The sequence below is a fragment of the Rhodococcus sp. ZPP genome (assembly GCF_017656075.1).
Classification (GTDB): domain Bacteria; phylum Actinomycetota; class Actinomycetes; order Mycobacteriales; family Mycobacteriaceae; genus Rhodococcus_F; species Rhodococcus_F oxybenzonivorans.
Genome location: NZ_CP058638.1, coordinates 6,189,873 through 6,216,347, shown reverse-complemented (window position 1 = coordinate 6,216,347; position 26,475 = coordinate 6,189,873). Strand labels below are relative to the sequence as shown.

Annotated in this window: 26 protein-coding genes and 1 pseudogene; 11 read left to right on the top strand and 16 right to left on the bottom strand. The window is 66.1% G+C overall.

Going from position 1 to position 26,475, the window contains the following annotated elements; translation table 11 throughout:
- Position 1: 1 nt before the first annotated feature.
- From HYG77_RS28625 to HYG77_RS28610, 4 genes are all read right to left on the bottom strand, one after another.
- Positions 2–973 (bottom strand): class I SAM-dependent methyltransferase, encoded by a 972-nt coding sequence (locus HYG77_RS28625; protein WP_109331093.1) that lies wholly within the window; start codon positions 971–973, stop codon positions 2–4.
- 56 nt (positions 974–1,029) lie between these two features.
- Positions 1,030–1,809: an enoyl-CoA hydratase-related protein gene (locus HYG77_RS28620; protein WP_208961307.1), complete on the bottom strand. Its 780-nt coding sequence runs from the start codon at positions 1,807–1,809 to the stop codon at positions 1,030–1,032.
- Positions 1,810–1,820: 11 nt separating this feature from the next.
- A complete protein-coding gene (locus HYG77_RS28615; RefSeq protein ID WP_208961306.1) occupies positions 1,821–2,711 on the bottom strand; it encodes an NUDIX hydrolase in 891 nt (296 codons plus the stop codon).
- Between the two features lie 73 nt (positions 2,712–2,784).
- Complete coding sequence (locus HYG77_RS28610) at positions 2,785–3,606, bottom strand: ABC transporter ATP-binding protein (RefSeq protein ID WP_208961305.1); 822 nt, start codon at positions 3,604–3,606, stop codon at positions 2,785–2,787.
- Between the two features lie 50 nt (positions 3,607–3,656).
- On the opposite strand from HYG77_RS28610, the pseudogene glgX reads away from it, so the two are divergent.
- Positions 3,657–5,651 (top strand): annotated as a pseudogene (gene glgX / locus HYG77_RS28605) (glycogen debranching protein GlgX); the annotation flags it as partial.
- Between the two features lie 20 nt (positions 5,652–5,671).
- On the opposite strand, the gene HYG77_RS28600 reads toward glgX, so the two are convergent.
- The 4 genes from HYG77_RS28600 to ctaD all read right to left on the bottom strand — a co-directional run bounded on the left by HYG77_RS28600 (position 5,672) and on the right by ctaD (position 10,384).
- On the bottom strand, positions 5,672–6,373 hold the full coding sequence (locus HYG77_RS28600) for a membrane protein (protein WP_230989881.1): 702 nt from the start codon (positions 6,371–6,373) through the stop codon (positions 5,672–5,674).
- Positions 6,374–6,442: 69 nt separating this feature from the next.
- Complete coding sequence (locus tag HYG77_RS28595; RefSeq protein ID WP_208961303.1) at positions 6,443–7,213, bottom strand: aminoacyl-tRNA hydrolase; 771 nt, start codon at positions 7,211–7,213, stop codon at positions 6,443–6,445.
- Positions 7,210–8,430: a phosphoserine phosphatase SerB gene (gene serB, locus HYG77_RS28590; protein ID WP_109331103.1), complete on the bottom strand. Its 1,221-nt coding sequence runs from the start codon at positions 8,428–8,430 to the stop codon at positions 7,210–7,212. The genes HYG77_RS28595 and serB overlap by 4 nt, the downstream gene beginning before the upstream one ends.
- 163 nt (positions 8,431–8,593) lie before the next feature.
- Positions 8,594–10,384: a cytochrome c oxidase subunit I gene (gene ctaD / locus HYG77_RS28585; RefSeq protein ID WP_208961302.1), complete on the bottom strand. Its 1,791-nt coding sequence runs from the start codon at positions 10,382–10,384 to the stop codon at positions 8,594–8,596.
- Positions 10,385–10,683: 299 nt separating this feature from the next.
- On the opposite strand from ctaD, the gene HYG77_RS28580 reads away from it, so the two are divergent.
- From HYG77_RS28580 to HYG77_RS28570, 3 genes are read left to right on the top strand one after another with little or no spacing between them, the layout of a single operon-like run.
- Entirely contained in the window at positions 10,684–11,682 is a 999-nt protein-coding gene (locus HYG77_RS28580) for an iron-siderophore ABC transporter substrate-binding protein (RefSeq protein WP_208961301.1), read from the top strand.
- Between the two features lie 35 nt (positions 11,683–11,717).
- On the top strand, positions 11,718–12,791 hold the full coding sequence (locus HYG77_RS28575) for an ABC transporter substrate-binding protein (RefSeq protein ID WP_208961300.1): 1,074 nt from the start codon (positions 11,718–11,720) through the stop codon (positions 12,789–12,791).
- Between the two features lie 9 nt (positions 12,792–12,800).
- Entirely contained in the window at positions 12,801–13,274 is a 474-nt protein-coding gene (locus HYG77_RS28570) for an NUDIX domain-containing protein (protein ID WP_208961299.1), read from the top strand.
- Between the two features lie 96 nt (positions 13,275–13,370).
- On the opposite strand, the gene nrdF is transcribed toward HYG77_RS28570, so the two are convergent.
- The 4 genes from nrdF to HYG77_RS28550 all read right to left on the bottom strand — a co-directional run bounded on the left by nrdF (position 13,371) and on the right by HYG77_RS28550 (position 17,353).
- Positions 13,371–14,336, bottom strand: coding sequence for a class 1b ribonucleoside-diphosphate reductase subunit beta (gene nrdF / locus HYG77_RS28565; protein WP_015890191.1), 966 nt, complete (start codon positions 14,334–14,336; stop codon positions 13,371–13,373).
- 77 nt (positions 14,337–14,413) lie between these two features.
- Positions 14,414–16,495, bottom strand: a complete 2,082-nt coding sequence (nrdE, locus tag HYG77_RS28560; RefSeq protein ID WP_230990246.1) for a class 1b ribonucleoside-diphosphate reductase subunit alpha — start codon at positions 16,493–16,495, stop codon at positions 14,414–14,416.
- A 59-nt stretch (positions 16,496–16,554) separates the two neighbouring features.
- Positions 16,555–17,031, bottom strand: a complete 477-nt coding sequence (gene nrdI, locus HYG77_RS28555) for a class Ib ribonucleoside-diphosphate reductase assembly flavoprotein NrdI (RefSeq protein WP_159926029.1) — start codon at positions 17,029–17,031, stop codon at positions 16,555–16,557.
- Positions 17,032–17,119: 88 nt separating this feature from the next.
- On the bottom strand, positions 17,120–17,353 hold the full coding sequence (locus HYG77_RS28550; protein WP_109335193.1) for a redoxin NrdH: 234 nt from the start codon (positions 17,351–17,353) through the stop codon (positions 17,120–17,122).
- A gap of 540 nt (positions 17,354–17,893) precedes the next feature.
- On the opposite strand from HYG77_RS28550, the gene HYG77_RS28545 reads away from it, so the two are divergent.
- Positions 17,894–18,727, top strand: a complete 834-nt coding sequence (locus HYG77_RS28545) for a siderophore-interacting protein (protein ID WP_208961298.1) — start codon at positions 17,894–17,896, stop codon at positions 18,725–18,727.
- 22 nt (positions 18,728–18,749) lie between these two features.
- Here HYG77_RS28545 and HYG77_RS28540 read toward each other — a convergent pair whose 3' ends face one another.
- Positions 18,750–19,313 carry an NAD(P)H-dependent oxidoreductase gene (locus HYG77_RS28540; RefSeq protein WP_109331117.1) on the bottom strand — a complete coding sequence of 188 codons (564 nt, stop codon included), beginning with the start codon at positions 19,311–19,313 and terminating at the stop codon, positions 18,750–18,752.
- 100 nt (positions 19,314–19,413) lie between these two features.
- On the opposite strand from HYG77_RS28540, the gene HYG77_RS28535 reads away from it, so the two are divergent.
- Positions 19,414–20,013 carry a TetR/AcrR family transcriptional regulator gene (locus tag HYG77_RS28535; protein WP_109331118.1) on the top strand — a complete coding sequence of 200 codons (600 nt, stop codon included), beginning with the start codon at positions 19,414–19,416 and terminating at the stop codon, positions 20,011–20,013.
- Positions 20,014–20,016: 3 nt separating this feature from the next.
- On the opposite strand, the gene HYG77_RS28530 is transcribed toward HYG77_RS28535, so the two are convergent.
- A complete protein-coding gene (locus HYG77_RS28530) occupies positions 20,017–20,568 on the bottom strand; it encodes a nucleosidase (protein ID WP_208961297.1) in 552 nt (183 codons plus the stop codon).
- Between the two features lie 65 nt (positions 20,569–20,633).
- Here HYG77_RS28530 and nadE point away from each other — a divergent pair, with 65 nt between their 5' ends.
- Entirely contained in the window at positions 20,634–21,473 is an 840-nt protein-coding gene (gene nadE / locus HYG77_RS28525) for an ammonia-dependent NAD(+) synthetase (RefSeq protein WP_208961296.1), read from the top strand.
- A gap of 4 nt (positions 21,474–21,477) precedes the next feature.
- Positions 21,478–22,257: an NAD(P)H-binding protein gene (locus HYG77_RS28520; RefSeq protein WP_208961295.1), complete on the top strand. Its 780-nt coding sequence runs from the start codon at positions 21,478–21,480 to the stop codon at positions 22,255–22,257.
- 26 nt (positions 22,258–22,283) lie between these two features.
- Here HYG77_RS28520 and HYG77_RS28515 read toward each other — a convergent pair whose 3' ends face one another.
- Positions 22,284–22,544, bottom strand: coding sequence for a MoaD/ThiS family protein (locus HYG77_RS28515; protein WP_109331130.1), 261 nt, complete (start codon positions 22,542–22,544; stop codon positions 22,284–22,286).
- Positions 22,537–23,592: a GTP 3',8-cyclase MoaA gene (gene moaA, locus HYG77_RS28510; RefSeq protein ID WP_208961294.1), complete on the bottom strand. Its 1,056-nt coding sequence runs from the start codon at positions 23,590–23,592 to the stop codon at positions 22,537–22,539. Before moaA ends, HYG77_RS28515 begins: the two co-directional genes overlap by 8 nt.
- 98 nt (positions 23,593–23,690) lie before the next feature.
- Between moaA and glp the strand changes: the two genes are divergently transcribed.
- From glp to HYG77_RS28495, 3 genes are read left to right on the top strand one after another with little or no spacing between them, the layout of a single operon-like run.
- Entirely contained in the window at positions 23,691–24,875 is a 1,185-nt protein-coding gene (gene glp, locus HYG77_RS28505; RefSeq protein WP_208961293.1) for a gephyrin-like molybdotransferase Glp, read from the top strand.
- The gene (gene moaCB / locus HYG77_RS28500; RefSeq protein WP_109331133.1) at positions 24,872–25,843 is read left to right on the top strand and encodes a bifunctional molybdenum cofactor biosynthesis protein MoaC/MoaB; all 972 of its coding nucleotides are present in this window, start codon (positions 24,872–24,874) and stop codon (positions 25,841–25,843) included. The genes glp and moaCB overlap by 4 nt, the downstream gene beginning before the upstream one ends.
- Entirely contained in the window at positions 25,836–26,249 is a 414-nt protein-coding gene (locus HYG77_RS28495; protein WP_109331134.1) for a molybdenum cofactor biosynthesis protein MoaE, read from the top strand. Before moaCB ends, HYG77_RS28495 begins: the two co-directional genes overlap by 8 nt.
- The last annotated feature ends 226 nt before the right edge of the window (positions 26,250–26,475 follow it).

The following is a 26,475-nucleotide window of genomic DNA, read 5'->3' as shown; positions in this document are numbered from 1 at the left end:
TTCAGTTGCCGGGCTTCACGCCGGTGATCATGACGTTGTAGAAGAAACCGCGCGGCACCACATGGCGGAGGATCTTCTCGTCGACCCAGCTGAGCGTCTTCCATCCGGTGAACGCGAAACGGCCCCAGCCCCAGCCCAACTTCTCCGGCGGAACAGCGGCCTCGAAGGTGCGGACGGGCCACCCGAGCAGGGCGGCTGCGAATTCCTCGGTGGCGGCGTGCACCTGCGCGGCGCCCGCGGACTCGGCGATCTTCTCGAGATCACTCGGATCGAACGTGTGGAGATCGACGACGGCTTCCAGTGCCGCAGCGCGGGAGGATTCGTCCAGTTCCGCCTGCGGGCGACGCCAATCGGCAAGGAAGGGCAGCTTGGTGACACGCGTCGTGGTCTCCCAGGTGACGCGTCCGAGCCAGCGGGCGTAGAAGTTGCCGATGGTGGTGGGCTCGCCGGCGAACACGAAGCGCCCACCGGGCTTCAGCACCCGCAGTACCTCGCGGAGCGACTGCTCCACATCCGGGATGTGATGTAGCACAGCGTGCCCGACCACGAGGTCGAACGTGTTGTCTTCGTACGGAATCGTTTCGGCGTCGGCGACACGACCGTCGACGGGCAACCCGAGACCCTCGGCGTTGCGCAATGCCACCTTGACCATGCCTGGCGAGAGGTCGGTCACCGAACCGGTCTTCGCGACCCCGCCCTGCATCAGATTGAGAAGGAAGAAGCCGGTCCCGCAGCCCAGTTCCAGCGCCCGCTCGTACGGAAGGGGCTGATCTCCCGCGACGGCGTCGAAGCGGCCCCGCGCGTAGTCGATGCACCGCTCATCGTACGAGATGGACCACTTCTCGTCGTACGTCTCGGCTTCCCAGTCGTGGTAGAGCACCTGGGCGAGTTTGGTGTCCTTCAGCGCCGCCTCGACCTCTTCGGCGGTGGCGTGCGGATGAGGAGCGGGGTCGTCGTGGGCGCTAGCAGTCATGCGGCAAATCCTACTCGCTGGTAAGAGTGAACAGGTTCTAGTTTTCCGGGCTCAGACTACTCGCCGGCGAACTGAGCCTTGCCAGGGCCGTTCTCGATGAACGATTCCATCCCGATCTTGCGGTCCTGGGTGGCGAACAGGGACGCGAACAGCTGGCGCTCGACCGCCAGTCCGCTGTGCAGGTCGACGTCCAATCCCTGGTCGATGGCGGCTTTCGCCGCGGCCAGCGCGCGGCCGGCGCCCGTCGTGAACTGGGACGCCCATCGTCGAGCTGCCTCGTACACGTCGTCGGGCGCCACCACCTCGTCGACCAGACCGATCGCCAGCGCCTCGTCGGCGTTGACGAAGCGCCCGGTGAACACCAGGTCTTTCGCTTTCGAGGGACCGATCAGCCGAGCGAGACGCTGAGTGCCGCCACCACCGGGAATGATACCGAGAAGGATCTCGGGGACACCGAGCTTGGCGTTGTCGCCGGCGATCCGCCGGTCCGCCGAGAGTGCGACCTCCAGGCCGCCGCCGAGCGCGTACCCCGTGATCGCGGCGACGGTCGGCTTGGGAATCTCCGAGACCGCGGCCAGGTCCGATTGCAGATCGGTGATGACATCGGTCATCTGGCCGAAGCTCATCTCGGCCATCTCCTTGACGTCGGCGCCTGCGGCGAACACCTTCTCTCCGCCGTACACGATCACTGCCTTGACGTCGGGGTGCACTGTCGCTTCCCGTGCGGCGGCCCGCAACTCCTGTTGCACCTGCCGATTCAGTGCATTCATCGGGGGACGCGCGAGTCGAATGGTGCCGATGCCTTCGGAAACCTCGAGAGTGACGAATTCAGCCATGAGGCAAGAGGCTACTTGCTCCGCTCGGCCGACTCGGCGCGACCCGGCGGTGTCCGCTTCCGTCCCCGCACCGACCACGGGTGCGGGCCTGCCTCGTAATAACCGTCCTGCCCGGGAAACTCGACCCGAATCGTTTCCTCGTCCGTGATGAGGGTCGGCAGGATCACCGGGATCTCCGGCTCCGCGGCGAGGACCTCTGCCACCGAATCGAAGTTCTGCAATGCCGTCAGCTGACTCCACGTGGGTGGGAGCAGGACGCTGCCGCCCCCCTTCCATGCGTCCAGGGCCGCCGCGGGGCTCAGCCAGGTCACTTCCTCGGCTTCGGACGTGGCCCCGTCCGCGATCTGCCCGTCGGGAGCCGCCGCGACGAAGAACCGGGTGTCGTAACGCCGCCCTTCGCCGATCGGCGTGATCCAATTCGCCCAGGGGCGCAGGAGGTCGGCTCTGAGCACGAGTTCCTCGCGCGCCAGGAACTCACCGAAGGAAAGTTCACGTCGTTCGAGCGCAATGCGCGCGTGCGCGTAGTGCGACGTGTCGGCCACTACCGTGTCCGTGCTTCCGCCCGCGAGCAGCACCCCACATTCCTCGAAAGTTTCACGTACCGCCGCGCACACCAGAGCCTTCGCCCGGGCGGGATCGGTGGAGAAGCGTTCGGCCCACCACTCGACGGGAGGTCCGGCCCACTGCACCTCCGCCACGGCATCCGACGGGTCGACACCACCTCCCGGAAACACCGTCATACCTCCGGCGAACGCCATGCCCTTGACGCGGCGCAGGAGGAATACCTCGATGCCGCCCCCCGCGAGTTCCGGTGTTGCATCCCTGATCAGGATGACCGTCGACGCGTCCTTCGGTGACACGTCGTCGGCGTCGACTGCCGCCTGTTCTTGCTTCGAGACCATGATCTTGGAACCTACGCCTCCGGTGATGTGCGTCGCACCGGCACCCCACTGGAACAGGTGCCCGTTTCGACCCTCACGCCCGGTGGGCGCCCGGGACCCGGCTGCGCCGCGCGAAGTACCGTCCATCGACCTTGTCGAGGCTGATGGACTGGCTGAAGGCCTCACTGAGGTTCTCCGACGTGATCACGTCGTCGAGCAGACCCTGCGACACCACGCGGCCCTCGTTCAGGAGCAGCGCGTGGGTGAAGCCGGGTGGGATCTCCTCGACGTGGTGGGTGATGAGAACGGTTGCGGGAGCGTCGGGATCTGCGGCCAGGTCGGTCAGTCGCGCGACGAGTTCCTCTCGCCCGCCGAGGTCGAGTCCGGCGGCGGGTTCGTCGAGGAGGAGAAGTTCGGGGTCGGTCATCAGCGCACGGGCGATGAGCACGCGCTTGCGTTCCCCCTCGGACAGGGTGCCGTAGCTGCGATGGGCCAGGTGCTCGGCCCCGAGACTTTCGAGCATCTCGACCGCCCGCTCGGTATCCATGTCTTCGTACCGCTCCCGCCAGCGACCGAGTACGGCGTAGCCGGCGGACACGACGAGATCGCTCACCACCTCCTCGGCAGGCACCCGGTTCGCCAGCGCCGACGACGACAGCCCGATTCGCGGTCGTAGCTCGTTGATGTCGACTCGCCCGAGCCGTTCCCCCAGAAGGTGTGCGCTACCGCTCGTCGGATGCAGTTCGGCAGCCGCGATGCGGAGCAACGACGTCTTGCCGGCTCCGTTCGGGCCGAGGACCACCCATCGCTCGTCGAGCTCCACTTTCCAGGACACCGGCCCCACGAGAGTGTTACCCCCGCGCCGGAGGAGGACGTCGTCGAAATCGATGAGGAGATCAGGATCAGGTTGAGGCACGGATCCATCTTCCCGCACATCTTCGGCGCATTCGCGGCAGGATCAGTTACGTGTCGTCTCACATCGATTCACGTGCCGGCGAGAGAGCGTCGTTCCCGCCGAGCCTGCGCCTGCCCGGATCGCCGTTTCCCCTGGGAGCACACGTGCGAGGCACCGGCACCCAGTTCTCGGTCCACGCTCCGGACGCGGACCTGGTACAGGTGTGCCTGATTTCTCCGGACGGTGCGGAGACACGAATCGACCTCGTGCAGCGGACCTACGGAATCTGGCACGGGGTGGTCGACGGCGTCGGTCCCGGCCAGCGCTACGGCTACCGGGTGCACGGAGAGTGGAACCCGCGCGCGGGAGTCCGGATGAACCCGGCCAAACTCCTCGTAGATCCGTGGGCGAAACGCATTACCGGCGGGACCGGCGACCACCGTGCCCTCATCTCGCATGCCGGAGACCCGTTCGGCGAACCTTCGCCGCTCGACAGCCTCGGCCACGCGCCGCTGTCCGTGGTCACGCCCGCCGTCCCCCGGACCACCGGTCCCAGGATCGAAAGGCCCTGGGAGGAAACCGTCCTCTACGAACTGCACCTCGGCGCGTACACCGCCCGACATCGGGGCGTCCCTCCCCAGTACCGCGGCACGTATCTGGGGCTGGCAGAGCCCGCCGTCATCGGTCACCTCGTTCGACTCGGGGTGACCGCGGTCGAGCTACTTCCGGTACATGCACACCTGACCGAACAGACGGTGCGTGAACGGGGAATGCGTAACCACTGGGGCTATTCGACAGCGTCGTTTTTCGCGCCCCATCCCGGCTACGCGGCAGTGGCCGGCGAGGAGATCGCCGAATTCCACACCATGGTCGACGCCCTGCACGCTGCCGGAATCGAGGTGATCCTCGACGTCGTCTACAACCACACGTGCGAAGAGGGCGTCGACGGGATCAGCCTCAGCTGGCGTGGTCTCGACGCCCCGGGTTACTACCTTCTCGATGCCGACGGCCGCGACGTCGACCTCACCGGATGCGGCAACACGGTGGACGCGCACTCCCCCATCGTCGTCCGGATGATCTGCGACAGCCTTCGGTACTGGGCAAACGAAATGGGGGTCGACGGCTTCCGTTTCGACCTGGCCTCCGCCCTCGGCCGACCCGGAGGAGGCCGATTCGACTCTCGCGCTTCGGTGTTCTCCGCCATCACCGCGGACCCTGTTCTGTCCCGCTGCAAACTCATCGCCGAACCCTGGGACGCCACCTCCGATGGATACCGGGTCGGGCACTTCGGCGCCCAGTGGTCGGAGTGGAACGACCGATACCGCGATACTGTCCGCCGCTTCTGGAACGGCAACACCGGCGTTCGCGAACTGGCCTCCAGAGTGGCCGGCTCGGAGGACCTGTTCCACAGTCGCCGGCCCTGGGCCTCCATCAACTTCGTGACCGCACACGACGGCTTCACCGCGGCGGACCTCGTCGCGTACCGGCGCAAGCACAACGATGCCAACGGGGAGGACAACCGGGACGGCGCCGACCACAACGACTCCGTCAACCACGGCGTGGAAGGCCCCACGGACGACCCGTCGATCACCGACGCCCGCAAGCGTCATGTCCGCGCTCTGCTGGCCACCCTCGCCCTCTCCACGGGCACCCCGATGTTCACGGCAGGCGACGAATTCGGCCATTCGCTGGGCGGGAACAACAACGCGTACTGTGTCCCCGCCGACACTGCTCGCGAGGATTCCTGGGCGCTCGACTGGAGCACCGGTGACCGGACGCTCACCGCGTTCGTCACGCGCGCTCTCGATCTGCGCCGCGCGTCCCCCGCACTGCGGCAACCGGAATTCTTCGAAGGACGGCATACTCCCACCGGTCACCCGGACCTCGTGTGGTTCGGTGCCGACGGTGCGGAGATGGACGACGATGCGTGGCACGACGACTCACGCCGCACCCTGCAGGCATGGATCGACGGATCCGACATCCGATCCCACACCGAGGACGGATTTCAGCTCACCGACGACAATTGGCTCCTCGTCTTCCACTCCGGCGGACCGGTCGAGGTGGCATTGGGCAGCCCCGACTGGTTCTACGGAATCCTGCTCGCCGAATTCGATTCCAACTCCCCTGACGGCGCGCCGGAACCGGGTGGCCCCATTTCGGGAGACTCGACGATCAGACTGTCCGGACCCGGACTGCTCGTCTTCCGAGCGGTCGGATAGAGACCGCCGGCGCGCATCATCAACTGGATCAGCGGACCGATCCCCAGTGCGTAGACCACGGTCCCCACTCCCACGGTGCCGCCGAGCAGCCACCCGGTCACCAGCACCGCAACTTCGATCGACGTCCGAATGAGGCGCACGGACAATCCGGTTCGTCGAACCAAACCGGTCATCAGTCCGTCCCGCGGTCCCGTACCCATACCGGCACCGATGTACAGCACGGTCGCCAGAGCGTTGAGCACGACACCACCGACCATCATCGCCACCTGCACGGCCGGCGACCCGACGGGCCGGAGAAACACCAGTGAAGTGTCCACGGACACCGCGATGACCACAACGTTGGCGATCGTGCCGAATCCCGGCTTCTGACGCAGGGGAATCCAGAGCAGCAGAACACCGGCACCGGTGAGGGCGGTCACGGCACCGAAACTGAGCGACGTACGGCCCGCGACGCCCTGATGGAATACATCCCACGGATCGAGGCCGAGGCCGGCGGTGATCATCATGGCCATCGAGAAGCCGTACAACCAGAGTCCGGCGAAGAGCGTGATCACACGTCGAGCGAGCATGGGGGCCAGTGTTCCCCGATTGTTCCCGGCGCCCCATAGCCAAGCCGCGGGCACTGGACCCGCCGCGGCTCACAGGGCGGCGATCACCGTCACGGATCCGGGAGCCACCTCGGTGAAACCGGCATCGCGCACCGCGACCGCACGCCCCGCGGACTCGAGCTCGCGCAACGCCGTCCACCTCGCCGCATCGGCGTCACGGACGGCGCAGCGGTAACCCGTATCCGCCCAGTGCCTCGCAGCTTCGACGCTCATCGCTCCCGCGAGCAGCATCGACGCGTGGCCCACTTGTGCGGCGGCCTTCCCGACGGTCATGTCCAGGGTCGCGTCGATCCACAGCACGGGTGTCCCGCCGGGCGCCGGGCCGGGGTCGTCGTGCTCGAGGTCGGTTCCGCCGATCTGCAGCTTCTTGATGCGCGGGTCGAGCGCACCGACCGCGACGGGGACGAGTGCCCGCGCCTCGGCGCCGTCGACCTCAACGGTGATGCCGTCCACATCCTGCGCGGCGCGCCACTGGGCACCGCGAGCCCGGCGCGACACCTTGCGGATGCGAGACCCCACCCATGCGAGGTAGTCGGAGCGCCAGGGGCCCGGTTGCCCGTCTGCATCGACGCCGACCCGTGGGTCGAGGCACAGCGCCACCGACGCCGTCGCGGCCGCCGCCAGCACCGCACTACGCGCAGGCGGGTTCGACTTCGGGATGTGCAAGACGATCGGCATCGCGAGCACCAGGGCAGGATCCTCGGGATCGGACCGTCCACCGTAACCGGCCGCGAGGACCGCGTGGCGTGCCTCCCACAGCGCGGCGTCGCCGGCGATCGCGGCTGCACACGGTTCCGTCACGACAGGGGAACTCGTCTCACCACGCCGTCCACGGCGTCGGCGGCCTCGACCTCGTCCCGAGTGACGCCGAGGATGAACAGTACGGCGTCGAGGAAGGGATGCGAGAGCGCCGTGTCGGCGACCTCACGCAACGCCGGCTTCGCGTTGAAGGCGATACCGAGACCGGCGGCATTGAGCATGTCGATGTCGTTGGCGCCGTCACCGACCGCGACCGTCTGCTCCATCGGCACGCCCACCTGGGCAGCGAACTTACGCAGCGCTGTGGCCTTTGCGGCCCGGTCGACGATGTCACCCACGACTCGTCCGGTGAGCTTGCCGTCCACAATTTCGAGAGTATTGGCTTGAACGAAGTCGAGCTCCAGTTCGTGAGCGAGCCCCTCGATCACCTGACGGAAGCCACCCGACACCACCCCGCAGTGGAATCCGAGGCGTCGCAACGTGCGAATGGTGGTCCGGGCACCCGGCGTCAGTTCGAGGCCCTCGGCGACGTCGTCGATCACGGAGGCGTCGAGACCGGCGAGCGTCGCGACCCGCTGGTGCAGCGACTCGGTGAAGTCGATCTCGCCGCGCATCGCCGATTCGGTGACCGCACGGACTTCGTCCTCGACCCCGGCCCGCGCTGCGAGCATCTCGATGACCTCGCCTTGGACCAGGGTCGAGTCGACGTCGAAGACGATGAGCCGCTTCGCGCGGCGCGCAAGCCCACCCCGCTCGACCGCGATGTCGACGCTTTCCGCCACAGCAACCTCGGCCAGCACCGTACGCAGCCGCTTGTCCACCGCCGCCGTCGCGGGAGCACTGACGAGGAGCTCGAGACCGGTCACCGGATAATCGGCGACGCCGCGGATGGAGTCGATGTTGACACTCAGCTTCGCCATCTCACGAGCGACCGATCGCAGGGCCCGCGCGGACACCGGAGAACCGAGAATGACCACCGCGTGCGTGGACAGCGACTGCCGGCCGGGGTCCGCCCCGATCTCGACATCCACCGACATCCCGACGGTGGCCATCGCCTCCTCCAGTTCCTCCTGGAGGGCTTCCCCGTCCTCCGGGCACGCCACGAGCACGCCGAGGGTCAGGCGGCCACGGATCACCACCTGTTCCACATCGAGCAGGCTCACGTCGTGGCGGGAGAGCGCCGCGAAGAGCACCGATGTGACACCGGGGCGGTCGGGCCCCGTGACGGTCACCAGGACAGTCGTGTCAGCTGCGCCCACTACGAACTCCGTTCGTGTTACTCACGCTGGAAAGAACTCCGTTCGTCTCACGTGCGCAGAAGCACGGAAGGTCGTCGTGCTCGCGCAGCTTGTCCGGCACCCATTGTGCCAAGGGAAAGGCCCCGCCCGATGGTGGGGCGGGGCCTTTCGGCAACGATCTGTATCAGCGGCCGGAGTCGGTGCCGGGTTCGCCTTCACCTCTCACGGTGAGCGGTGCGTGGCGTTCCTCCTCCAGGACCGTGCTGGCGTGCTTGCCGCCGTGCCCGGGTCCGACGTGCGCTTCTGCCTTCATCCGCTCCACCATGTGCGGGTAGTGCAGCTCGAACGCGGGACGCTCGGAGCGGATGCGCGGCAGTTCCGTGAAGTTGTGGCGCGGCGGCGGGCAGGTGGTGGCCCACTCGAGCGAGTTGCCGTAACCCCACGGGTCGTCGACGGTGACGACCTCGCCGTACCGGTAGCTCTTGAAGACGTTCCAGATGAACGGGAGCGTCGAGGCACCGAGGACGAAGGCGAAGATGGTCGAGAACGAGTTCAGCATGGTGAACCCGTCGGACGGCAGGTAGTCGGCGTACCGGCGCGGCATACCTTCGGCCCCGAGCCAGTGCTGCACCAGGAACGTGCCGTGGAAGCCGATGAACGTGGTCCAGAAGTGCCACTTGCCGAGGCGTTCGTCCATCATCCGCCCGGTCATCTTCGGGAACCAGAAGTAGATGCCGGCGTAGGTGGCGAACACGACCGTGCCGAAGACCACGTAGTGGAAGTGGGCGACCACGAAGTAGCTGTCGGTGACGTGGAAGTCGAGCGGCGGGCTGGCCAGGATGACGCCGGAGAGGCCACCGAAGAGGAAGGTGATCAGGAACCCGACGGAGAACAGCATCGGCGACTCGAAGGTCAATTGCCCCTTCCACATGGTGCCGATCCAGTTGAAGATCTTCACACCCGTCGGCACCGCGATCAGGAAGGTCATGAACGAGAAGTACGGCAGCAGCACCGCGCCCGTGGCGTACATGTGGTGCGCCCACACGGCGATCGACAGGGCAGCAATCGCGATCGTCGCGTACACCAGACCGCTGTAGCCGAAGATCGGCTTACGGCTGAAGACCGGGAAGATTTCCGAGACGATGCCGAAGAACGGCAGCGCGATGATGTACACCTCGGGGTGACCGAAGAACCAGAACAGGTGCTGCCACAGCAGAACACCGCCGGTAGCCGGATCGAAGATGTGGCCGCCGAGGTGACGGTCGACGAACAGACCCAGCAGCGCGGCCGTCAGCAGCGGGAACGCCAGCAGGATCAGGATGCTGGTGATGAAGATGTTCCAGGTGAAGATCGGCATACGGAACATGGTCATACCCGGGGCGCGCAGGCAGATCACCGTGGTGATCATGTTGACGCCACCGAGGATGGTGCCGAGGCCACCGACCGCGAGGCCCATGATCCACAGGTCGGCACCGACACCCGGGGAGTGCAGGGCACTGGTGAGCGGCGTGTACGCCGTCCAGCCGAAGTCGGCCGCGCCGCCCGGAGTGATGAAGCCGGCGGTCGCGATGATGGCGCCGAACAGGTACAGCCAGTAGCTGAAGGCGTTCAGACGCGGGAACGCAACGTCGGGTGCACCGATCTGGAGCGGCAGGATGTAGTTGGCGAAGCCGAAGACGATCGGGGTCGCGTACAGCAGCAGCATGATCGTGCCGTGCATGGTGAACAGCTGGTTGAACTGCTCGTTCGACAAGAACTGCATACCGGGCACAGCGAGCTCGGCACGCATCATCAGGGCCATCAGACCGCCGATGAGGAAGAAGATGATCGAGGTCGTCAAATACATGATCCCGAGCACCTTGGGGTCGGTGGTCGTGATCATTTTGAAGATGAACGAGCCCTTGGGTCCCTGCCGCGGCGGGTAAGGCCTGGCTGCAGCTATCGCGGGGACTGGCTGGGGCGCTACGGCAGTCACTGATCCTCCTGAATGCGCGTCCGTCCCCGGGCTGCGAGGCGAACGGTCTCTGGCTTGCGCTCATCGAATCGTAGACGGTGCCCCGAGCGGCCTCGGACTCGGTCCTACCTCCTGTCGTACTTACCCCGGCTCAGCGCCCACGGGGGTATCGCCGACCAGCGGATTGTCTGCAGGAGCGTGCTCTTTCTCACCCGAGACGGCGTGTCGCGGATGTCGGCGGGAGGGACAGGGAGACCACCAGGATTCGGGCTTTTCCGGTGCTAAGGTTTCGCTCACCTAACTTCTACCAGGAGCTTCAAGTGAACATTCTTTCCCGACGCCGCGCCGTGGCCGCCGTCGTCGCTCTCGCGGCCGCGGTCGCCGTCACGTCCTGTTCCAGCAGCGACGACGCGTCCTCCACGTCCGACGCCGCCGCATCGGCGCAGTTCCCCCGCACGGTCGAACACTTCCGCGGCAGCACCGAGATTCCCGCGGCACCGCAGCGGGTCGTGGCCCTCGACAACAGCTTCACCGATGCCGTACTCCTCCTCGAGACGCCGCTCGTCGGGTATGTCGACTACCGGGACCCCGGGCTGCCCGACTACCTCGGCAGCACCCGCGACGAGTACGCAGCCGAAGCCGAGTCGGTGGGCACGGTGAGCACCGCGAGCCTCGAGAAGATCGCCGCACTGCAGCCGGACCTCATCATCTCGGCCGAGGTTCGCGACGGGAAGAACTACGAACAGCTGTCGGCCATTGCGCCGACCATCTTCACCGAGACGACCGGTCCCACGTGGAAGGAGAACATCCGTCTCGTCGGTCAGGCGCTCGGCAAGGAAGAGCTCGTCAACGAGAAGATCGCCGCCTACGAGTCGCGCGCCGCGGCCGTCGGTTCCGCCATCAACACCAAGGCGTCGAACCCGGTGGTATCGGTGATCCGATTCGCCGGTGAACCCACCGCCCGCCTCTATCGCACCACCTCCTTCAGCGGCATCGTGCTCGAGGATGCGGGCATTGCCCGGCCCGCCAGCCAGGGACCGGACCCCGCCGACCCGACCAGCATCATGCAGTCGATCAGTCCGGAGTTGCTCAGCGAGGCCGACGGCAACGTGATCTTCGTCAGCACCTGGCAGGATCCGGCGGGAAAGAGCGCCGAAGCCGCCCGCCCCTTCCTCGAAAGCCCGCTGTGGCAGACGCTGCAGGGCCGCAAGGTCGACGTCGACGACGCCCGCTGGATGTCGCCCGTCAGCATCCAGGGCGCGCACCTGATTCTCGACGACCTGTCGGACACGTTCGAGGTCGACAAGCACAGCGGCTAACCTGAACGCGCCCGCTCACACAGGAAGTCGCCGCATTGTCCCTTCGTAGGTTTTCGACCGTCCGCCGCGCGTCCATCGGTCTCGTTGCCGGTGTCGCCGCCTTCGCTCTCGCCGGCTGCTCCCAACCGGCCGACGACGACCCCGCGTCCTCGATAGTCCGGACCACGACGAAGATTGCGGGCGCGGCGGTGGTCGGCATCGAGAGGGACACCACGACGGCGTGCCCGGAGCCCGCACCAGTCGACCCGGAGCTGTCGGGGTCGACGACGCATCGGGTGGTCCATACGACGGGCACGAGTGAGGTGCCCGCCGATCCGCAGCGAATCGTGGTACTCGACAGTGCCGCGCTGGACGCGGTATGCGCACTCGGTCTGTGGGAACGCGTCGTCGGCGCCGCCACGAGCGGCGACGGCGACTCCCCACAGCCGGGGTACCTCGGCACGGGCATCTCCGAACTTCCGAGTGTCGGGCCGGCCGGCGCACCGGACGTCGCCCGGATCGCGCAGGCGGCACCGGATGTGATCCTCGGTTCGAGTCCGGCCACCGGCGCACTGTACGGCGAGCTCTCCCCCATCGCGCCCACCGTGTTCGTCGGTTCCGACCCCGTGTACTGGAAAACGCAGTTCCTCCTCGCGGGCAACGCCCTCGGCCGGGCCGATGCCGCCGCAGCCGCGCTCGAGCGATACCAGGCGGACGCGAAGCAACTCGGCATCGATATCGACGCCGCACAAACCCAGGCCTCCGTCGTGCGTTTCGACGCCGACAGTCTGGAGGTGGAGGGACCGGCGGCGTTCGCCGGTCAGGTACTCACCGACGCGGGAGTCCGTAGGCCCGCCTACCAGAACCTCGACGGTGCGGTGACCGAATCGATCGACGATGCCGAACTCGACCGCGCCGAAGGCGATCTCATCTACGCAGTCCTCGTCGGCAAGGACGGCACCGAGCATGCCGAGGACGTCATGTCCGGGCAAGCGTGGAAAGACCTCGGGGCCGCCGCCGACAGCCGCGTGTTCGCCGTCGAGGGCGAGGTCTGGAACGGCAACGGCCTGGTGGCCGCGCGGGCTGTGCTGACCGATCTCCGGAACACCCTGAACGGATACGCCGGCTAGGAGAACTTTGTGCCCGTCCCGGAGTTCGTGGCTGCACTACGCAGGCATGTCGGACACGCGCCGCTGTGGTTGTCGGGAGTGAGCGTCGTCGTCCGCGACGACGACGGGCGGCTACTGCTGACCCGCCGCGCCGACAACGGCCGGTGGGCGGTGGTGTCGGGCGTTCTCGAACCCGGTGAGGAACCCGGGCCCGCGGCGCTCCGGGAAGTACGCGAAGAGACCGGCGTCGACGCGGAACTGGAGCGCATCACCAGCGTCGATGTGACCGGACCCATCACCTATCCCAACGGCGATGTCGCGCAGTACCTCGACGTGTGCTTCCTCGCGCGATACGTCGGCGGAGCCGCGGCGGTGTCCGACGACGAGAACCTCGAGGTGGCATGGTTTTCCCCGGAGGCAGTGCCGTCCGACCTCACCCCGTCTTCGCGACTGCGACTCGAGAAAGCGCTGCAGGACGTGCCGGAGGCGTGGTTCCAGCGCTGAATGCAGTTCGCCCAATGCCGCACCGGTGCAGTCGAACTGCGCCGGTGCGGCATTGGGCGAAGCTGTCGGGGCGTTAGAAATCCCGAGCGGGTCGCTTTAAAAATCCCAGTCTTCGTCTTCGGTGTTGACGGCCTTACCGATGACGTAGGAGCTGCCGGAGCCGGAGAAGAAGTCGTGGTTCTCGTCGGCGTTGGGTGAGAGCGCGGACAGGATGGCCGGATTGACGTCCGTCTCGTCCTTCGGGAACAGACCCTCGTAGCCGAGGTTCATCAACGCTTTGTTGGCGTTGTACCGCAGGAACTTCTTGACGTCCTCGGTGAGACCGACCTCGTCGTAGAGGTCCTGGGTGTAGTCGACCTCGTTGTCGTAGAGCTCGAAGAGCAGCTCGAACGTGTAGTTCTTGAGGTCGTCGCGCTCGGCCTCGGTGAGCTGCTCGAGACCCTTCTGGTACTTGTAGCCGATGTAGTACCCGTGTACGGCCTCGTCACGGATGATGAGGCGGATGAGGTCGGCGGTGTTGGTGAGCTTGGCGCGCGACGACCAGTACATCGGCAGGTAGAAGCCCGAGTAGAACAGGAAGCTCTCGAGCAGGGTGGACGCCACCTTGCGCTTGAGCGGCTCGTCGCCCTGGTAGTAGTCCATGACGATCTCGGCCTTGCGCTGCAGGTTCGGGTTCTCCTCGGACCAGCGGAAGGCGTCGTCGATGTCGCGGGTGGAGCACAGCGTCGAGAAGATCGAGCTGTAGCTCTTGGCGTGCACCGACTCCATGAACGCGATGTTGGTGTACACCGCCTCCTCGTGCGGGGTGATCGCATCGGGGATGAGGCTGACCGCACCCACGGTGCCCTGAATGGTGTCGAGGAGCGTCAGCCCCGTGAACACCCGCATCGTGAGCTGCTTCTCCTGCGCCGTGAGCGTGCCCCACGACGGAATGTCGTTGGACACCGGGACCTTTTCGGGCAGCCAGAAGTTGCCGACGAGGCGGTCCCACACCTCGGCGTCCTTCTCGTCCTGGACGCGGTTCCAGTTGATCGCGGATACGCGACTCACCAGCTTGACCATTGAATCCTCACTTCGTTCGGCTGTGAGTACTTATTAACCGCCGCCGGTTAATAAGTACTCACGGGCGGCGGAGCCGCCTACAGCATGCAGGAAACGCAACCTTCGACCTCGGTGCCTTCGAGGGCCATCTGACGCAGACGGATGTAGTACAGCGTCTTGATCCCCTTGCGCCACGCGTAGATCTGCGCCTTGTTGATGTCGCGGGTGGTGGCGGTGTCCTTGAAGAACAACGTCAGCGACAACCCCTGGTCCACGTGCTGGGTGGCCGCGGCGTAGGTGTCGATGATCTTCTCGTAGCCGATCTCGTACGCGTCTTGGTAGTACTCCAGGTTGTCGTTGGTCAAGTATGGCGCCGGGTAGTAGACGCGGCCGATCTTGCCTTCTTTGCGGATCTCGATCTTCGACGCCACCGGGTGAATGGAGCTGGTGGAGTAGTTGATGTAGGAGATCGACCCGGTGGGCGGGACGGCCTGGAGGTTCTGGTTGTAGATGCCGTGCTTCTGCACCGACGCCTTCAGCTCACGCCAGTCGTCCTGGGTGGGGATGTGCACACCGGAGTCGGCGAAGAGTTGACGCACCTTGTCCGTCTTCGGCTCCCACACCTGATCGGTGTACTTGTCGAAGTACTCGCCGGACGCGTACTGCGACTGCGGGAAGCCCTTGAAGTACGTTCCCCGCTCGATGGCAATCCGGTTGGACGCCTGCAGCGCATGGAACACCACGGTGTAGAAGTAGATGTTCGTGAAGTCGATGCCCTCGTCGGAGCCGTAGTAGATCCGCTCGCGCGCCAGGTACCCGTGCAGATTCATCTGGCCGAGCCCGATGGCGTGAGAGTCGTTGTTGCCCTCCTCGATCGACGGCACCGAGTAGATGTGCGTCTGATCGGACACCGCGGTCAGTCCGCGAATCGCCACCTCGATGGTCCGCGCGAAGTCCGGCGAGTCCATCGTCTTGGCAATGTTCAGCGACCCGAGGTTGCAAGAGATGTCCTTGCCCACCTTGCTGTACGAGAGGTCGTCGTTGAACAGCGACGGCGTCGACACCTGCAGGATTTCGGAGCACAGGTTGGAGTGCGTGATCTTGCCTTCGATGGGGTTGGCCCGGTTCACCGTGTCCTCGAACATGATGTACGGGTAGCCCGACTCGAACTGCAGCTCCGCGATGGTCTGGAAGAACTCGCGCGCCTTGATCTTCGACTTCCGGATCCGCTTGTCGTCGACCATTTCGTAGTACTTCTCGGTGACGTTGATGTCCGCGAACGGAACGCCGTAGATGCGTTCGACGTCGTACGGCGAGAACAAATACATGTCCTCGTTCTTCTTCGCCAGCTCGAAGGTGATGTCCGGGATGACCACGCCGAGGGACAGCGTCTTGATGCGGATCTTCTCGTCGGCGTTCTCACGCTTGGTGTCGAGGAACCGGTAGATGTCCGGATGGTGGGCGTGCAGGTACACCGCGCCCGCACCCTGACGCGCCCCGAGCTGGTTGGCGTAGGAGAAGGAGTCTTCGAGGAGCTTCATGATGGGGATGACACCCGAGCTCTGGTTCTCGATTCGCTTGATCGGGGCGCCGTGTTCACGAACATTGGTGAGCAGCAACGCGACTCCGCCGCCGCGCTTGGACAGCTGCAGGGCGGAGTTGATCGAGCGGCCGATCGACTCCATGTTGTCCTCGATGCGGAGGAGGAAGCAGGAGACGGGTTCACCGCGCTGCTTCTTGCCGGAGTTGAGGAACGTGGGGGTGGCGGGCTGGAAGCGTCCGGCGATGATCTCGTCGACCAGCTTGGTGGCCAGGTCCTCGTCACCTGCTGCAAGGGTGAGCGCCACCATGCACACTCGGTCCTCGAACCGCTCGAGGTAGCGCTTTCCGTCGAACGTCTTGAGCGTGTACGAGGTGTAGTACTTGAAGGCGCCCAGGAAGGTCGGGAAGCGGAACTTCTTGGAATACGCGTGGTCGATCAGAAACTTCACGAAGGCACGCGAGTACTGGTCGAGCACCTCGGGCTCGTAGTAATTCTCCTCGACGAGATAATCGAGCTTCTCGTCGAGGTTGTGGAAGAACACCGTGTTCTGGTTGACATGCTGCAGGAAGTACTGGCGGGCCGCGGCGACATCCTTGTCGAACTGGATTTCGCCGTTCGGCCCGTACAAGTTGAGCATCGCGTTGAGCGCGTGGTAGTCGAGACCGTTCGTCGAGTCCCCACCGCGCGCGTCACGCTCTACGCTCCCCGCATCGATGGTGTCTGTGATGGTCGGCGCCACAGCTCCTGCTCCTTGTCGTCTAAGTGTTCCCAGAATTCACCCAGACCGACCTTCACCCGTTCGACGTCCTCGGCTGTGCCCATGAGTTCGAAGCGGTAGAGGTAGGGAACGTGACACTTCTGAGAAATGATGTTTCCTGCAAAGCAATAGGACTCACCGAAATTGGTGTTTCCCGCCGCGATCACGGCTCGGATCAGCGACCTGTTGTGTGGATTGTTGAGAAATCGGATGACGGGCTTCGGAACGTAACTGGTGTCCCTGCCCATCGCAGTGGTCCCGCCGCCGTACGTGGGGAGGATCAAGACGTAGGGCTCGTGCACCTCGAAGGTGCCGTCGCGGTCGTGGATGGGTATGCGCGTCGCAGGCACCCCGAGCCGCTGAACGAATCGGTGCGTGTTCTCCGAGGCGCTGGAGAAGTACACCAGCGAAGTCATCGGTACTCACCATCTCGAGTGGAACTGTCGGTCAGTGCTGCTCCGGAATCGGTTCGCTCTCGCTCGCGGAGGGTGCGATCGTGTCGCTTCAAGCAGCATTTGCCGAGAGGGTCTTGATGCGATCGGGCCGGAAGCCCGACCAGTGCTCGTCACCGGCTACGACCACAGGCGCCTGCAGGTATCCCAGCGCCATCACGTAGTCCCGGGCTTCGGCGTCTTCGGTGATGTCGACGACGGCGTAGTCGATACCCTCCTTGTCGAGGGCCCGGTAGGTGGCATTGCACTGAACGCAAGCGGGCTTGGTGTAGACGGTGATGCTCATGAAGTCCCTCTTTCCACTGCCGAAAATGGAGCTGACGAAGTGTGTGTTCAGCACCCGAGATCTCCCCTGATCGAGAGGACGGTCACCCCAGCGGAGGGGTTCACCGAGCCGATTCCCGTAGTGGTCTCTCAGTGCTCAAGACACTACACCTAGTGGCCGACAGAAACACTTAACCCGAGATGTTGTGAGTCACATCGATGAAATTCCCTGGTCGACTTCCGCTGGACGGCAAATTTCGTCATCCCGTCGGCGTGTCGCGCATCACTTTTTCGGCGAGCCTCGGAACGCTCCCGCCGGCAAGGTTCGTACACCCGAGGCTCGAGGAGCCTACGTCACCTGTGAGCAGGCTCCAGCATTCCCCAGCGCACCCCGAGCAGTGGACTGTAGCGGCCCTCATTTCAACCGGATTCCACTCGACCCGGTCGGCGGACGGCGGCCTTCGGCCGAGACCCGACTCCCCCGCCGCCGCGTGCACCTGGCGCCCCGCCTCCACCGCTGCTTGCCGGCCGGTAACTGCCTGCCTCCCGGTACCGTGACCGGATGCCCGTGCACTCCTCCGAGCAACCCGACCGCTGGGCGCCCGTCGTCCGCACGGAGCGGGTGACGCCGAACATGCAGAGGATCACCCTGTCGGGTGGTGATCTGACGGAATTCGAATCGAGTGGCGTGCCCGACGAGCGCGTATTGCTCGCATTTCCGCCCGGTGGTGCGGACCAGAGGAGCTTCACCGTCCGCCGCTGGGACCCGTCGGCCTGCGAGATGGACATCGATTTCGCCGTCCACGCGGGCGGCGCTGCGATTCGGTGGGCGCTACAGGCGTCGCCCGGCGAGGTTCTGGGGTTCTCGGCCGCCGCCGGCTGGTATTCACCGCCCAGCGATACGGCATGGCAACTTCTCGTCGCGGACATGACCGGTTTACCTGCCGTCGGCCGGATCGTGGAGGAATTGCCCGGTTCGGCGCACGTGCACGTGATCGCCGAGATCACGGCCGCCGAGGATCGGCAGCAGTTCACCACCGAGGCCGACGTGACGGTCAGCTGGTTGCACGGCAGCGGCAACGGCACCGGACGCAGCAGGCTGGCGGAGGCTGCACGCACCTGGCCGCGACCCTCCGAGCCGGGATACGTGTGGTTCGCGGGCGAAGCGCGTACATCCCGAGACGTACGCCACCGGCTGCGCCACGAATTGGGCTGGCCGGCGAATCGATATGACGTCATGGGTTATTGGCGCGCAAACAAGGAGGAATGGGTCGCGCGCTACGAGACGGTCCGTGAGCAGATAGAAGCCGCCAGGGACTCTGCCCTGGCGGCCGGTGAAGACTTCGACGCGGTGCGGGACGCCGTCGACGCAGCCCTCGAGAGATCCGGGCTGTAGCGACGGCGGTCCCGCGAGCGACTCAGGCGTCGACGAGCTGCTTGGTGGCGTCCACGAGGCTGGTCACGACATCGGCGACCTGCTGTGCGACCTCGGCGTTCTCCCGCGGGTGGCGGTCACCGAACTTGTCGATCGTGCCGCCGATGGCGAGCGTGACGTCCTCGAGCACCTTGCCGCCGGCGATACGGACGGCCTTGCGGGTGTCTTCGTGGGCCCACTGTGCGCCGTTGCCGCTGGGGGACGCGCTGATGACGGCGACCGGCTTGTCCTTGACGGCGCCGGTTCCGTACGGACGGGAGATCCAGTCGATGGCGTTCTTGAGCACGGCGGGAATCGTGCCGTTGTACTCGGGGGTGAGGATGAGAAGCGCATCGGCGCGGCCGGCGGCGTCACGCAACGCCTCGACGGCGGGGAGCGAACCTGCGACGTCGATGTCCTCGTTGTAGAAGGGCACCTCACCGAGCCCTTCGAACACGGTGACGTCGGTCCCTGCCGGAGAAACCGAGACTGCCGTCTCGGCGAGCTGGCGGTTGACCGACGCGGCGCGCAGGCTGCCGACGAGTACGAGAATGTTGGTCTTCGACATGTCAATTTCCTTCGATGGTGCGGTGGGCGACTCGGGAACAGGTATATCAACTAAACGGACCGTGGTCCACTTACATTCCCCGCGCGGTAGGATTGGCGCCGTGACCCGCCTCCTCCTTCCCCAGATCGGGGTCGAACCGCCCGAACGGTGTGATGCCGCACGTAATCGGCGGCTACTGCTCGATGCTGCGGCCCTCTTGGTGTCCGAGCGGGGCGTCGACGCGGTGACGATGGACGCCGTCGCCTGCAAGGCCGGTGTGGGCAAGGGCACAGTGTTCCGCCGGTTCGGAAGCCGATCGGGACTCATGCTCGCCCTCCTCGACCATTCCGAGCGCGAACTCCAGCAGGCGTTCATGTTCGGACCCCCACCCCTGGGGCCGGGCGCCGATCCGGTCGAACGGCTCATCGCCTACGGCCGAGCGCGCATCGCCACCGTCGAGGTCGAGGGCGAGGTCCGGCGGGCCGCGGAGAATTCTCCGGGCACCCGTTTCTCCGCGCCGGCTCGCGCAGTGTCGGTTACGCACGTCGTGTCGCTGCTCCGCGAGGCGGGCGTCGAAGGAGATCACGAACTGCTGGCGTGCTCGCTCCTCGCACCCCTCGAGGCGACGCTCGTACTGCACGAGATCCGCGACCTCGGGATGTCGACCGAGCGCCTCGAGGCTGCCTGGGAGGATCTCGTCAGGCGTGTCACCCGCGCCTGACGCTCACAGGGCGCGCAGCCACAGCGCCAATTCCCTGGCGCTCGCGTCGATGCGCGCCGGCCAGTCGAGCGCCGAGTCGTCAGCCGCATCGCTCACGTGCTTGACGAGGCGGCATTGTGCACCGACCTGCGCGCACGCGTAGGCGACGGCGAAACCTTCCATGTCGACGAGATCGGCCCGCTCCGCGAGCACGTCGCGCACCCCCGCGTCCGATACGAAGACGTCCCCCGTTGCCAGCACCGAGCCGTCCCCCTCCGGCATCTCGAGCCGGTCCGCGACCTCGTGCCCCAAGGCCCGGATGGCGTCGCCGCTGATGTCGTGGTTGAGCACGGTCGACGGCGTGAAGAGGCCACTGTGGTGTTCGTGCAGGGCCCCCGCGGTGCCGATGTTGACCACCAGCGGTTTCTGCGACGACGGGTAGTCGCCGAGCGCTTTCGCGACGGCCACCGCGGCGCTCACCTTGCCGATGCCCGTGATCAGCACGTCGAACTCCGGTGGGACGTGCACCGCCTCCGCCTTGGTGGCGCTGACGACGAGGATGTCCGATCTGCTCATGCGCGGAACCGTACCGGGCCTTCCCCATCCTGCGTCCCACGTGCCCACTCGCTACAGTTTCTGACATGGCGAATCTACGTGCGCAGATACTCGAGGAACTCGGTGCCCAGCCCACCATCGACGCGGCGAAAGAAATTCGCACCCGCGTCCAGTTCCTGAAGGAGTACCTCCTGTCGACGCCCGCGAAGGGGTTCGTCCTGGGCATCAGCGGCGGCCAGGACAGCACTCTCGTCGGGCGTCTCGCTCAACTCGCGGCGAGCGAACTGCGCGAGGAGGGACACGAGGCCGAGTTCGTCGCCGTCCGTCTTCCCTACGGCACCCAGGCGGACGAGTCGGACGCACAGATCGCGCTGAAGTTCATCCAGCCCGACCGGTCGGTGTCGGTCAACGTCAAACCCGGCGCCGACGCCACTGCCAAGGAATCGGCCTCAGCCCTGCGAGGCATCCTCGGCAATGGCGGCGAACTGCGCGACTTCGTCCGCGGCAACATCAAGGCCCGAGAGCGCATGGTCATCCAGTACTCGATCGCGGGGCAACTCGGCTACCTCGTACTCGGTACCGACCATGCAGCTGAAGCGATTACCGGGTTCTTCACCAAGTACGGCGACGGTGGCGTGGACCTCACTCCCCTGACCGGCCTCTCCAAGCGTCAGGGCGGCGCCCTGCTCCGCGAACTGGGGGCACCGGAGACCACCTGGAAGAAGGTGCCCACCGCCGATCTCGAGGACGACCGTCCGGCGCTCCCCGACGAGGAGGCGCTCGGTCTGACGTACACGCAGATCGACGACTACCTCGAGGGCAAGGACGTTTCCCGGGAGGTCGCCGAGAAGCTGGAGACCATGTACCTGAACACGCGTCACAAGCGCACGGTCCCCGTCACACCTCTCGACACCTGGTGGCGGTGATCCGGTGACCCTCGTTCTGGTCGCGGGCGGTACCGGTACAGCGGGTAGGCAACTCGTCAAGGAGTTACTTGCCCGCGGGCACTCGGTCCGTGTCCTCACCCGGCACGGTGGTGCACCGGGCACCGAGATCGTCCATGTCCACGGCGACTTGGTGGCGGGCGAGGGGCTCGCAGAGGCGCTGGACGGGGTCGACGTGGTGGTGGACACGACCGACGGCAAGACCCGCCGCACTCGGGCCGTGCTGGACGAGGGCGCCAGCAATCTGCTGGCGACAGCGGACGGTGCGGGTGTGCGACGCGCGGTCCTGCTGTCCATCGTGAACGTCGACCGCGGCGAGTTCGCCTACTATCAGGCCAAACGACGGCAGGAACGGGTCTACGAGAGCTCGCCGCTCGACACAGTCGTCGTGCGCGCCACCCAGTTTCACGACTTCATTCCCATGGTCGCGAAGCCGCCGAGTCATGTCGGGGTGATTCCGGCGTTCGCGAGAACGCGATTCCAGTCGATCGACACCCGCGATGTCGCGCGGGCGCTGGCGGACGCCGCTCTGGCGACCGAGACGGCGTCCGAAAATCTCATCACCATCGGCGGCCCGGAAGTCCGCACGGCCCGTGACCTCGTCGTCGCATGGAAGAAAGCCACGGGGACGCACGGACTCGTCATCGACGTGCCCCTGCCGGGAGCACTGGGTTCCTTCCTGAGGTCAGGGCACAACCTGGCTCCGGGGAAAGAGTTCGGGTCGATCACCTTCGACCGGTGGCTGGCCGACACGACGACGGCCTGAGCGGCTCCCGGCGTGCTGTAAATCCTCTAGCCTCCCGCGAACGGCGGCAGGACGTCCACCTGGTGTCCGGCGGTGCGCGTGAGGTCGCGCGTGAGCTCTGAATCGACGAGGAAGGCCGCCACCGACAGAACCCGCTCCATATCGGCTCCGTACTTGGCGACGAGGGCGATCTTCACCTGACCGAGTGGGGCGTCCGTCGGCAGATCGAGGGTTTCCTTCGTACAACCGGCGGCGTCGGCGGCCGCCGCGAAATACCGCACCGAAATGCCTGTCACCGTGTCAACCACCGATAGCTCCCATACTGCGCTGCGGCGGCGCGAATCCGTCCGCATTGATTCCGTGTCCCGCCCACTTGTTCCACATCGCGCCACGCCACAACTGGGCCAGGTCCTCGTCGCCGGCACCGGAACGCAGTGCTCCCCGCAGGTCGACCTCCTGGTCACTGAACAGGCACGACCGTACCGTTCCCTCGGCGGTCAGACGGGTTCGGTCGCAGTCGGAGCAGAACGAGCGGGTGACCGACGCGATAATCCCCACGGTGGCCGGACCACCGTTCACCAACCACTCCTCCGCCGGTGCGGACGCGTCCTCCCTGCCGTGTTCCACGAGGGTGAACCGCTCACCCAGAACCGACAGCAACCGGTCGGCGGACACCATCTGCTCACGAGCCCACTCGTGGTCCGCGTCGAGGGGCATCTCCTCGATGAAGCGGAGCGCAATCCCTTCGGTCAGGCACCATTCGAGGAGATCCGCCGCCCCCGTCAGTGTCTCGGGCATCAGAACTGCGTTCACCTTGAGCGGCGCCAGGCCTGCATCAGCCGCGGCCCGGATCCCGGCGATCACCGAAGGCAACCGATCGCGTCGCGTGAGCCTGGCGAAGTGCTTCCTGTCGATCGAGTCGAGGGAGACGTTGACGCGCGTGAGGCCGGCGCGGGCGAGTGCAGCAGCCCGGTGTTCGAGCCCGACTGCGTTGGTGGTCATCGACAGCGGCACACCCGGAACCCGTTCGGCGCACCCGGCGATCATGGCTTCGAGGTCGGCGCGCATCAGCGGCTCACCACCGGTGAACCGGACCTCCCGGACCCCGAGCTGATGCACCGCGATACCCACCAACCGGACGATTTCCTCAGCCGTGAGTAGATTCTGCGCCGGGATGGCGGGCAGGCCTTGCTCCGGCATGCAATAGGTGCAGCGCAACGAGCATTTCTCGGTGATCGACACCCGAAGGTCGCGCGCTACCCGACCGAATCTGTCGACGAGGTGCCCCACGTCGGGGCGGCCCGCGAGCGAGACGGCCGACCGCACGGTGGGAATACCCATCTCCACCATTGTCATCGCGTTGCCTTTCCCCGCATTGGTCCAGTATGCCGTGAGGCGGTGATCCGTGCCGCACCGCCGTGCATAGGATTGGTAACCATGGCCGGAGGAACGTCGTGACCACGCGGACGGTGGAGCAGCATGCTCAGCACGTCGCCGAACTTCTCGCACCGCTCCATACGCGCCCCGGCGAGGAGATTCCACTCGGTGAGGCACTGGGACGCGCCCTCGCCGCCGACGTCCATTCACCCGTCGATCTGCCCCTGTTCCGGAACTCCCAGATGGACGGCTACGCCGTCGACGCCGCATCCATCACGACGGTCCCTGTGATGCTGCCCGTGCGCGGGGTGATCGCGGCCGGGCCGGCCGAACCCGTCACGCACCTTCCCGGCACGGCCTACCGAATCATGACCGGAGCACCGGTTCCGCCGGGCGCCGACGCGATCGTCCCCGTCGAGGACACAGTCACCTCGGATGGCGAGGTGCGGATCGAAAAAACCCGCTCGGCCGGGGAATTCGTGCGCGAACGTGGCAGCGACGTCCGGGCGGGGACCCTTCTCCTCGCCGCGGGCAGCCTTCTCGCTGCCCGTCACATCGCCGTGCTCGCCGCTGTCGGGCTGCAGCGCGTATCGGTGCGCCCGCGGCCGCGTGTCGCGGTGATCACCACCGGCGCCGAACTCGTCGACGCGGGAAGCGCACTGCGTCCCGGCCAGATCTACGATTCGAACGGCATCGCACTGGCGTCGAGTGCACGAGCCAACGGTGCAGAGGTGGTCTCCATCGCCCGTAGCACCGACGACCCCGCCGAGTTCCGCACCCTGCTCGCCGAGGCGGTCCTCACCGCCGATGTGGTGCTGACTTCCGGCGGTGTATCGATGGGCGACTTCGAGGTGGTGAAGGAAACGCTGTCCCCGCTGGGCGCTCAATTCGCTCACGTGGCCATGCAGCCGGGCGGGCCGCAGGGGACAGCCGTGGTCAACGGCGTCCCGGTATTGAATTTCCCGGGCAATCCGGTGAGTACCCTCGTCTCCTTCGAGATCTTCGCCCGTCCGGACATTCGCCGCGCAGCGGGCCTTCCTCCCACGGAAGCCGTGGAGGGGCCGCTCGCGGCGCCGCTCACCTCCGTCCGAGGTAAGCGGCAGTTCCTCCGCGCCCGCCGCACCGACACCGGGGTAGAACTCGTCGCCGGTCCGGGCTCACATCTTGTCGCAGCGATGGCGTGGGCGGATGTCCTCGTCGATGTTCCCGCCGAAGTCACCGCACTCGACGCCGGCCAACTCGTGAAGGTGATTCCCCTATGAGCGATTTGACGCACCTCGACGGCGAGGGTCGTGCACGCATGGTCGATGTGAGCGCGAAAGCCGATACCACCCGGACTGCCGTGGCGGAAGGACGACTCGTCACGACCCCCGAGGTCATTGCGCTCGTCCGGGCCGACGATCTCCCCAAGGCAGATGTACTCGCGACTGCCCGGATTGCGGGTATCTCGGGTGCTAAGAAGACGTCCGAGCTCATTCCGTTGTGCCATCAGCTTGCGCTCTCGTCGGTCAAGGTGGAGTTCGGATTCGCCGACGATGCCATCACGATCGAGGCGACAGCGAAGACGAAAGGGCCGACCGGCGTCGAAATGGAGGCACTGACCGCGGTTGCCGTGGCCGGGCTGACTCTGCACGACATGGTGAAGGCCGTCGATCCCGCTGCCACCCTGGACGGTGTCCGCTTGCTCACGAAGGACGGCGGCAAGCGCGGGCACTGGACCCGGGAGCCGGCAACCGACTCGGCATCACCGAGAGGGCGCACTGCCGCGGTCCTGGTCGCCTCCACAGGCGGCGCCGCGGGCACGCGGGAAGACACGACCGGTCCGGCCATCACCGCCTGGCTAGACGAACGCGGGTTCCGGACACGCGGCCCCCTGGTCTACGCCGACGCCGAGATCGCGGCCGGCCTCGCCGACGCGCTGTCCGGCAACCCCGCACTGGTCATCACCACCGGCGGGACGGGTGTCTCCCCCACCGACGCCACTCCCGAAGCCACCCGGGCCGTACTCGACCGCGAACTGCCCGGCATCGCGGATGCCATCCGCAATCGGGGAACGACGGTGACTCCGCATGCGTCACTGAGCCGGGGACTCGCCGGTGTGTCGAACGGCACAGTGATAGTGAATCTGCCGGGTTCACCGGGCGGAGTGAAGGATGGACTTGCGGTGCTCGACCCCATCGTCGATCACCTTCTCGCACAGATCGCCGGTGGAGGTATGCACGATGAGTGACGTTCTTGCCCAGATTTCGGACCTGCCCCTGGACGCGGCCGTGGTCGATGCGGCCGTGGCGGGACCGGAACACGGCGCGGTAGTGGTCTTCACCGGGGTGGTACGTAATCACGATGCCGGACAATCCGTTTCGGCACTCGAGTATCAGGCGCATCCCGATGCCGAGCGCTTTCTCCGCACGTGTTGTGAGGAGGTTGCGTCGTCGACGGGACTGCCTGTTGCCGCGGTCCACCGGGTGGGTGCGCTGACCGTCGGGGACCTGGCGCTCGTGGCTGCCGTGGCCGCACCGCACCGGGCCGAGGCGTTCGCGGCCTGCGCCGAACTCGTCGAACGGATCAAGCACGAGGTACCCATCTGGAAGCGGCAGCATTTCGCCGACGGCGCGTCCGAATGGGTGGGACTGTGAGTCCTGAGTCGGACCGGCGTCGCATCACCGGGTAGACTCGGCGGCACTAGGTGACCATGACGGTCACCCAGCGTCGTAGAACGCATTCAGTTCGGGAACGTCCGAATCCTGTTGGGTGTGCACACGCGTGTGCATCCGCTCTTCTTACGGCGAAGAAGCTTGCCGACCGGCAACGCCGCCAACCTGTGCTCGAGCTCCGACGGGATCGCTTTTCCGTGTCGGCCCT

What these genes read in the sequence shown, in the direction of transcription:
- HYG77_RS28550 (WP_109335193.1), bottom strand. Translation starts at nt 17,353, where the DNA reads ATGAGCATCACCGTCTACACCAAGCCCGCTTGCGTTCAGTGCAATGCC.
- HYG77_RS28625 (WP_109331093.1), bottom strand. Translation starts at nt 973, where the DNA reads ATGACTGCTAGCGCCCACGACGACCCCGCTCCTCATCCGCACGCCACC.
- HYG77_RS28495 (WP_109331134.1), top strand. Translation starts at nt 25,836, where the DNA reads ATGAGTGACGTTCTTGCCCAGATTTCGGACCTGCCCCTGGACGCGGCC.
- HYG77_RS28545 (WP_208961298.1), top strand. Translation starts at nt 17,894, where the DNA reads ATGCCCGTGCACTCCTCCGAGCAACCCGACCGCTGGGCGCCCGTCGTC.
- nrdF (WP_015890191.1), bottom strand. Translation starts at nt 14,336, where the DNA reads ATGGTCAAGCTGGTGAGTCGCGTATCCGCGATCAACTGGAACCGCGTC.
- HYG77_RS28620 (WP_208961307.1), bottom strand. Translation starts at nt 1,809, where the DNA reads ATGGCTGAATTCGTCACTCTCGAGGTTTCCGAAGGCATCGGCACCATT.
- HYG77_RS28615 (WP_208961306.1), bottom strand. Translation starts at nt 2,711, where the DNA reads ATGGTCTCGAAGCAAGAACAGGCGGCAGTCGACGCCGACGACGTGTCA.
- nrdE (WP_230990246.1), bottom strand. Translation starts at nt 16,495, where the DNA reads ATGCTCAACTTGTACGGGCCGAACGGCGAAATCCAGTTCGACAAGGAT.
- nrdI (WP_159926029.1), bottom strand. Translation starts at nt 17,031, where the DNA reads ATGACTTCGCTGGTGTACTTCTCCAGCGCCTCGGAGAACACGCACCGA.
- HYG77_RS28600 (WP_230989881.1), bottom strand. Translation starts at nt 6,373, where the DNA reads ATGCTCGCTCGACGTGTGATCACGCTCTTCGCCGGACTCTGGTTGTAC.
- moaA (WP_208961294.1), bottom strand. Translation starts at nt 23,592, where the DNA reads ATGACAATGGTGGAGATGGGTATTCCCACCGTGCGGTCGGCCGTCTCG.
- HYG77_RS28530 (WP_208961297.1), bottom strand. Translation starts at nt 20,568, where the DNA reads ATGAGCAGATCGGACATCCTCGTCGTCAGCGCCACCAAGGCGGAGGCG.
- nadE (WP_208961296.1), top strand. Translation starts at nt 20,634, where the DNA reads ATGGCGAATCTACGTGCGCAGATACTCGAGGAACTCGGTGCCCAGCCC.
- HYG77_RS28540 (WP_109331117.1), bottom strand. Translation starts at nt 19,313, where the DNA reads ATGTCGAAGACCAACATTCTCGTACTCGTCGGCAGCCTGCGCGCCGCG.
- moaCB (WP_109331133.1), top strand. Translation starts at nt 24,872, where the DNA reads ATGAGCGATTTGACGCACCTCGACGGCGAGGGTCGTGCACGCATGGTC.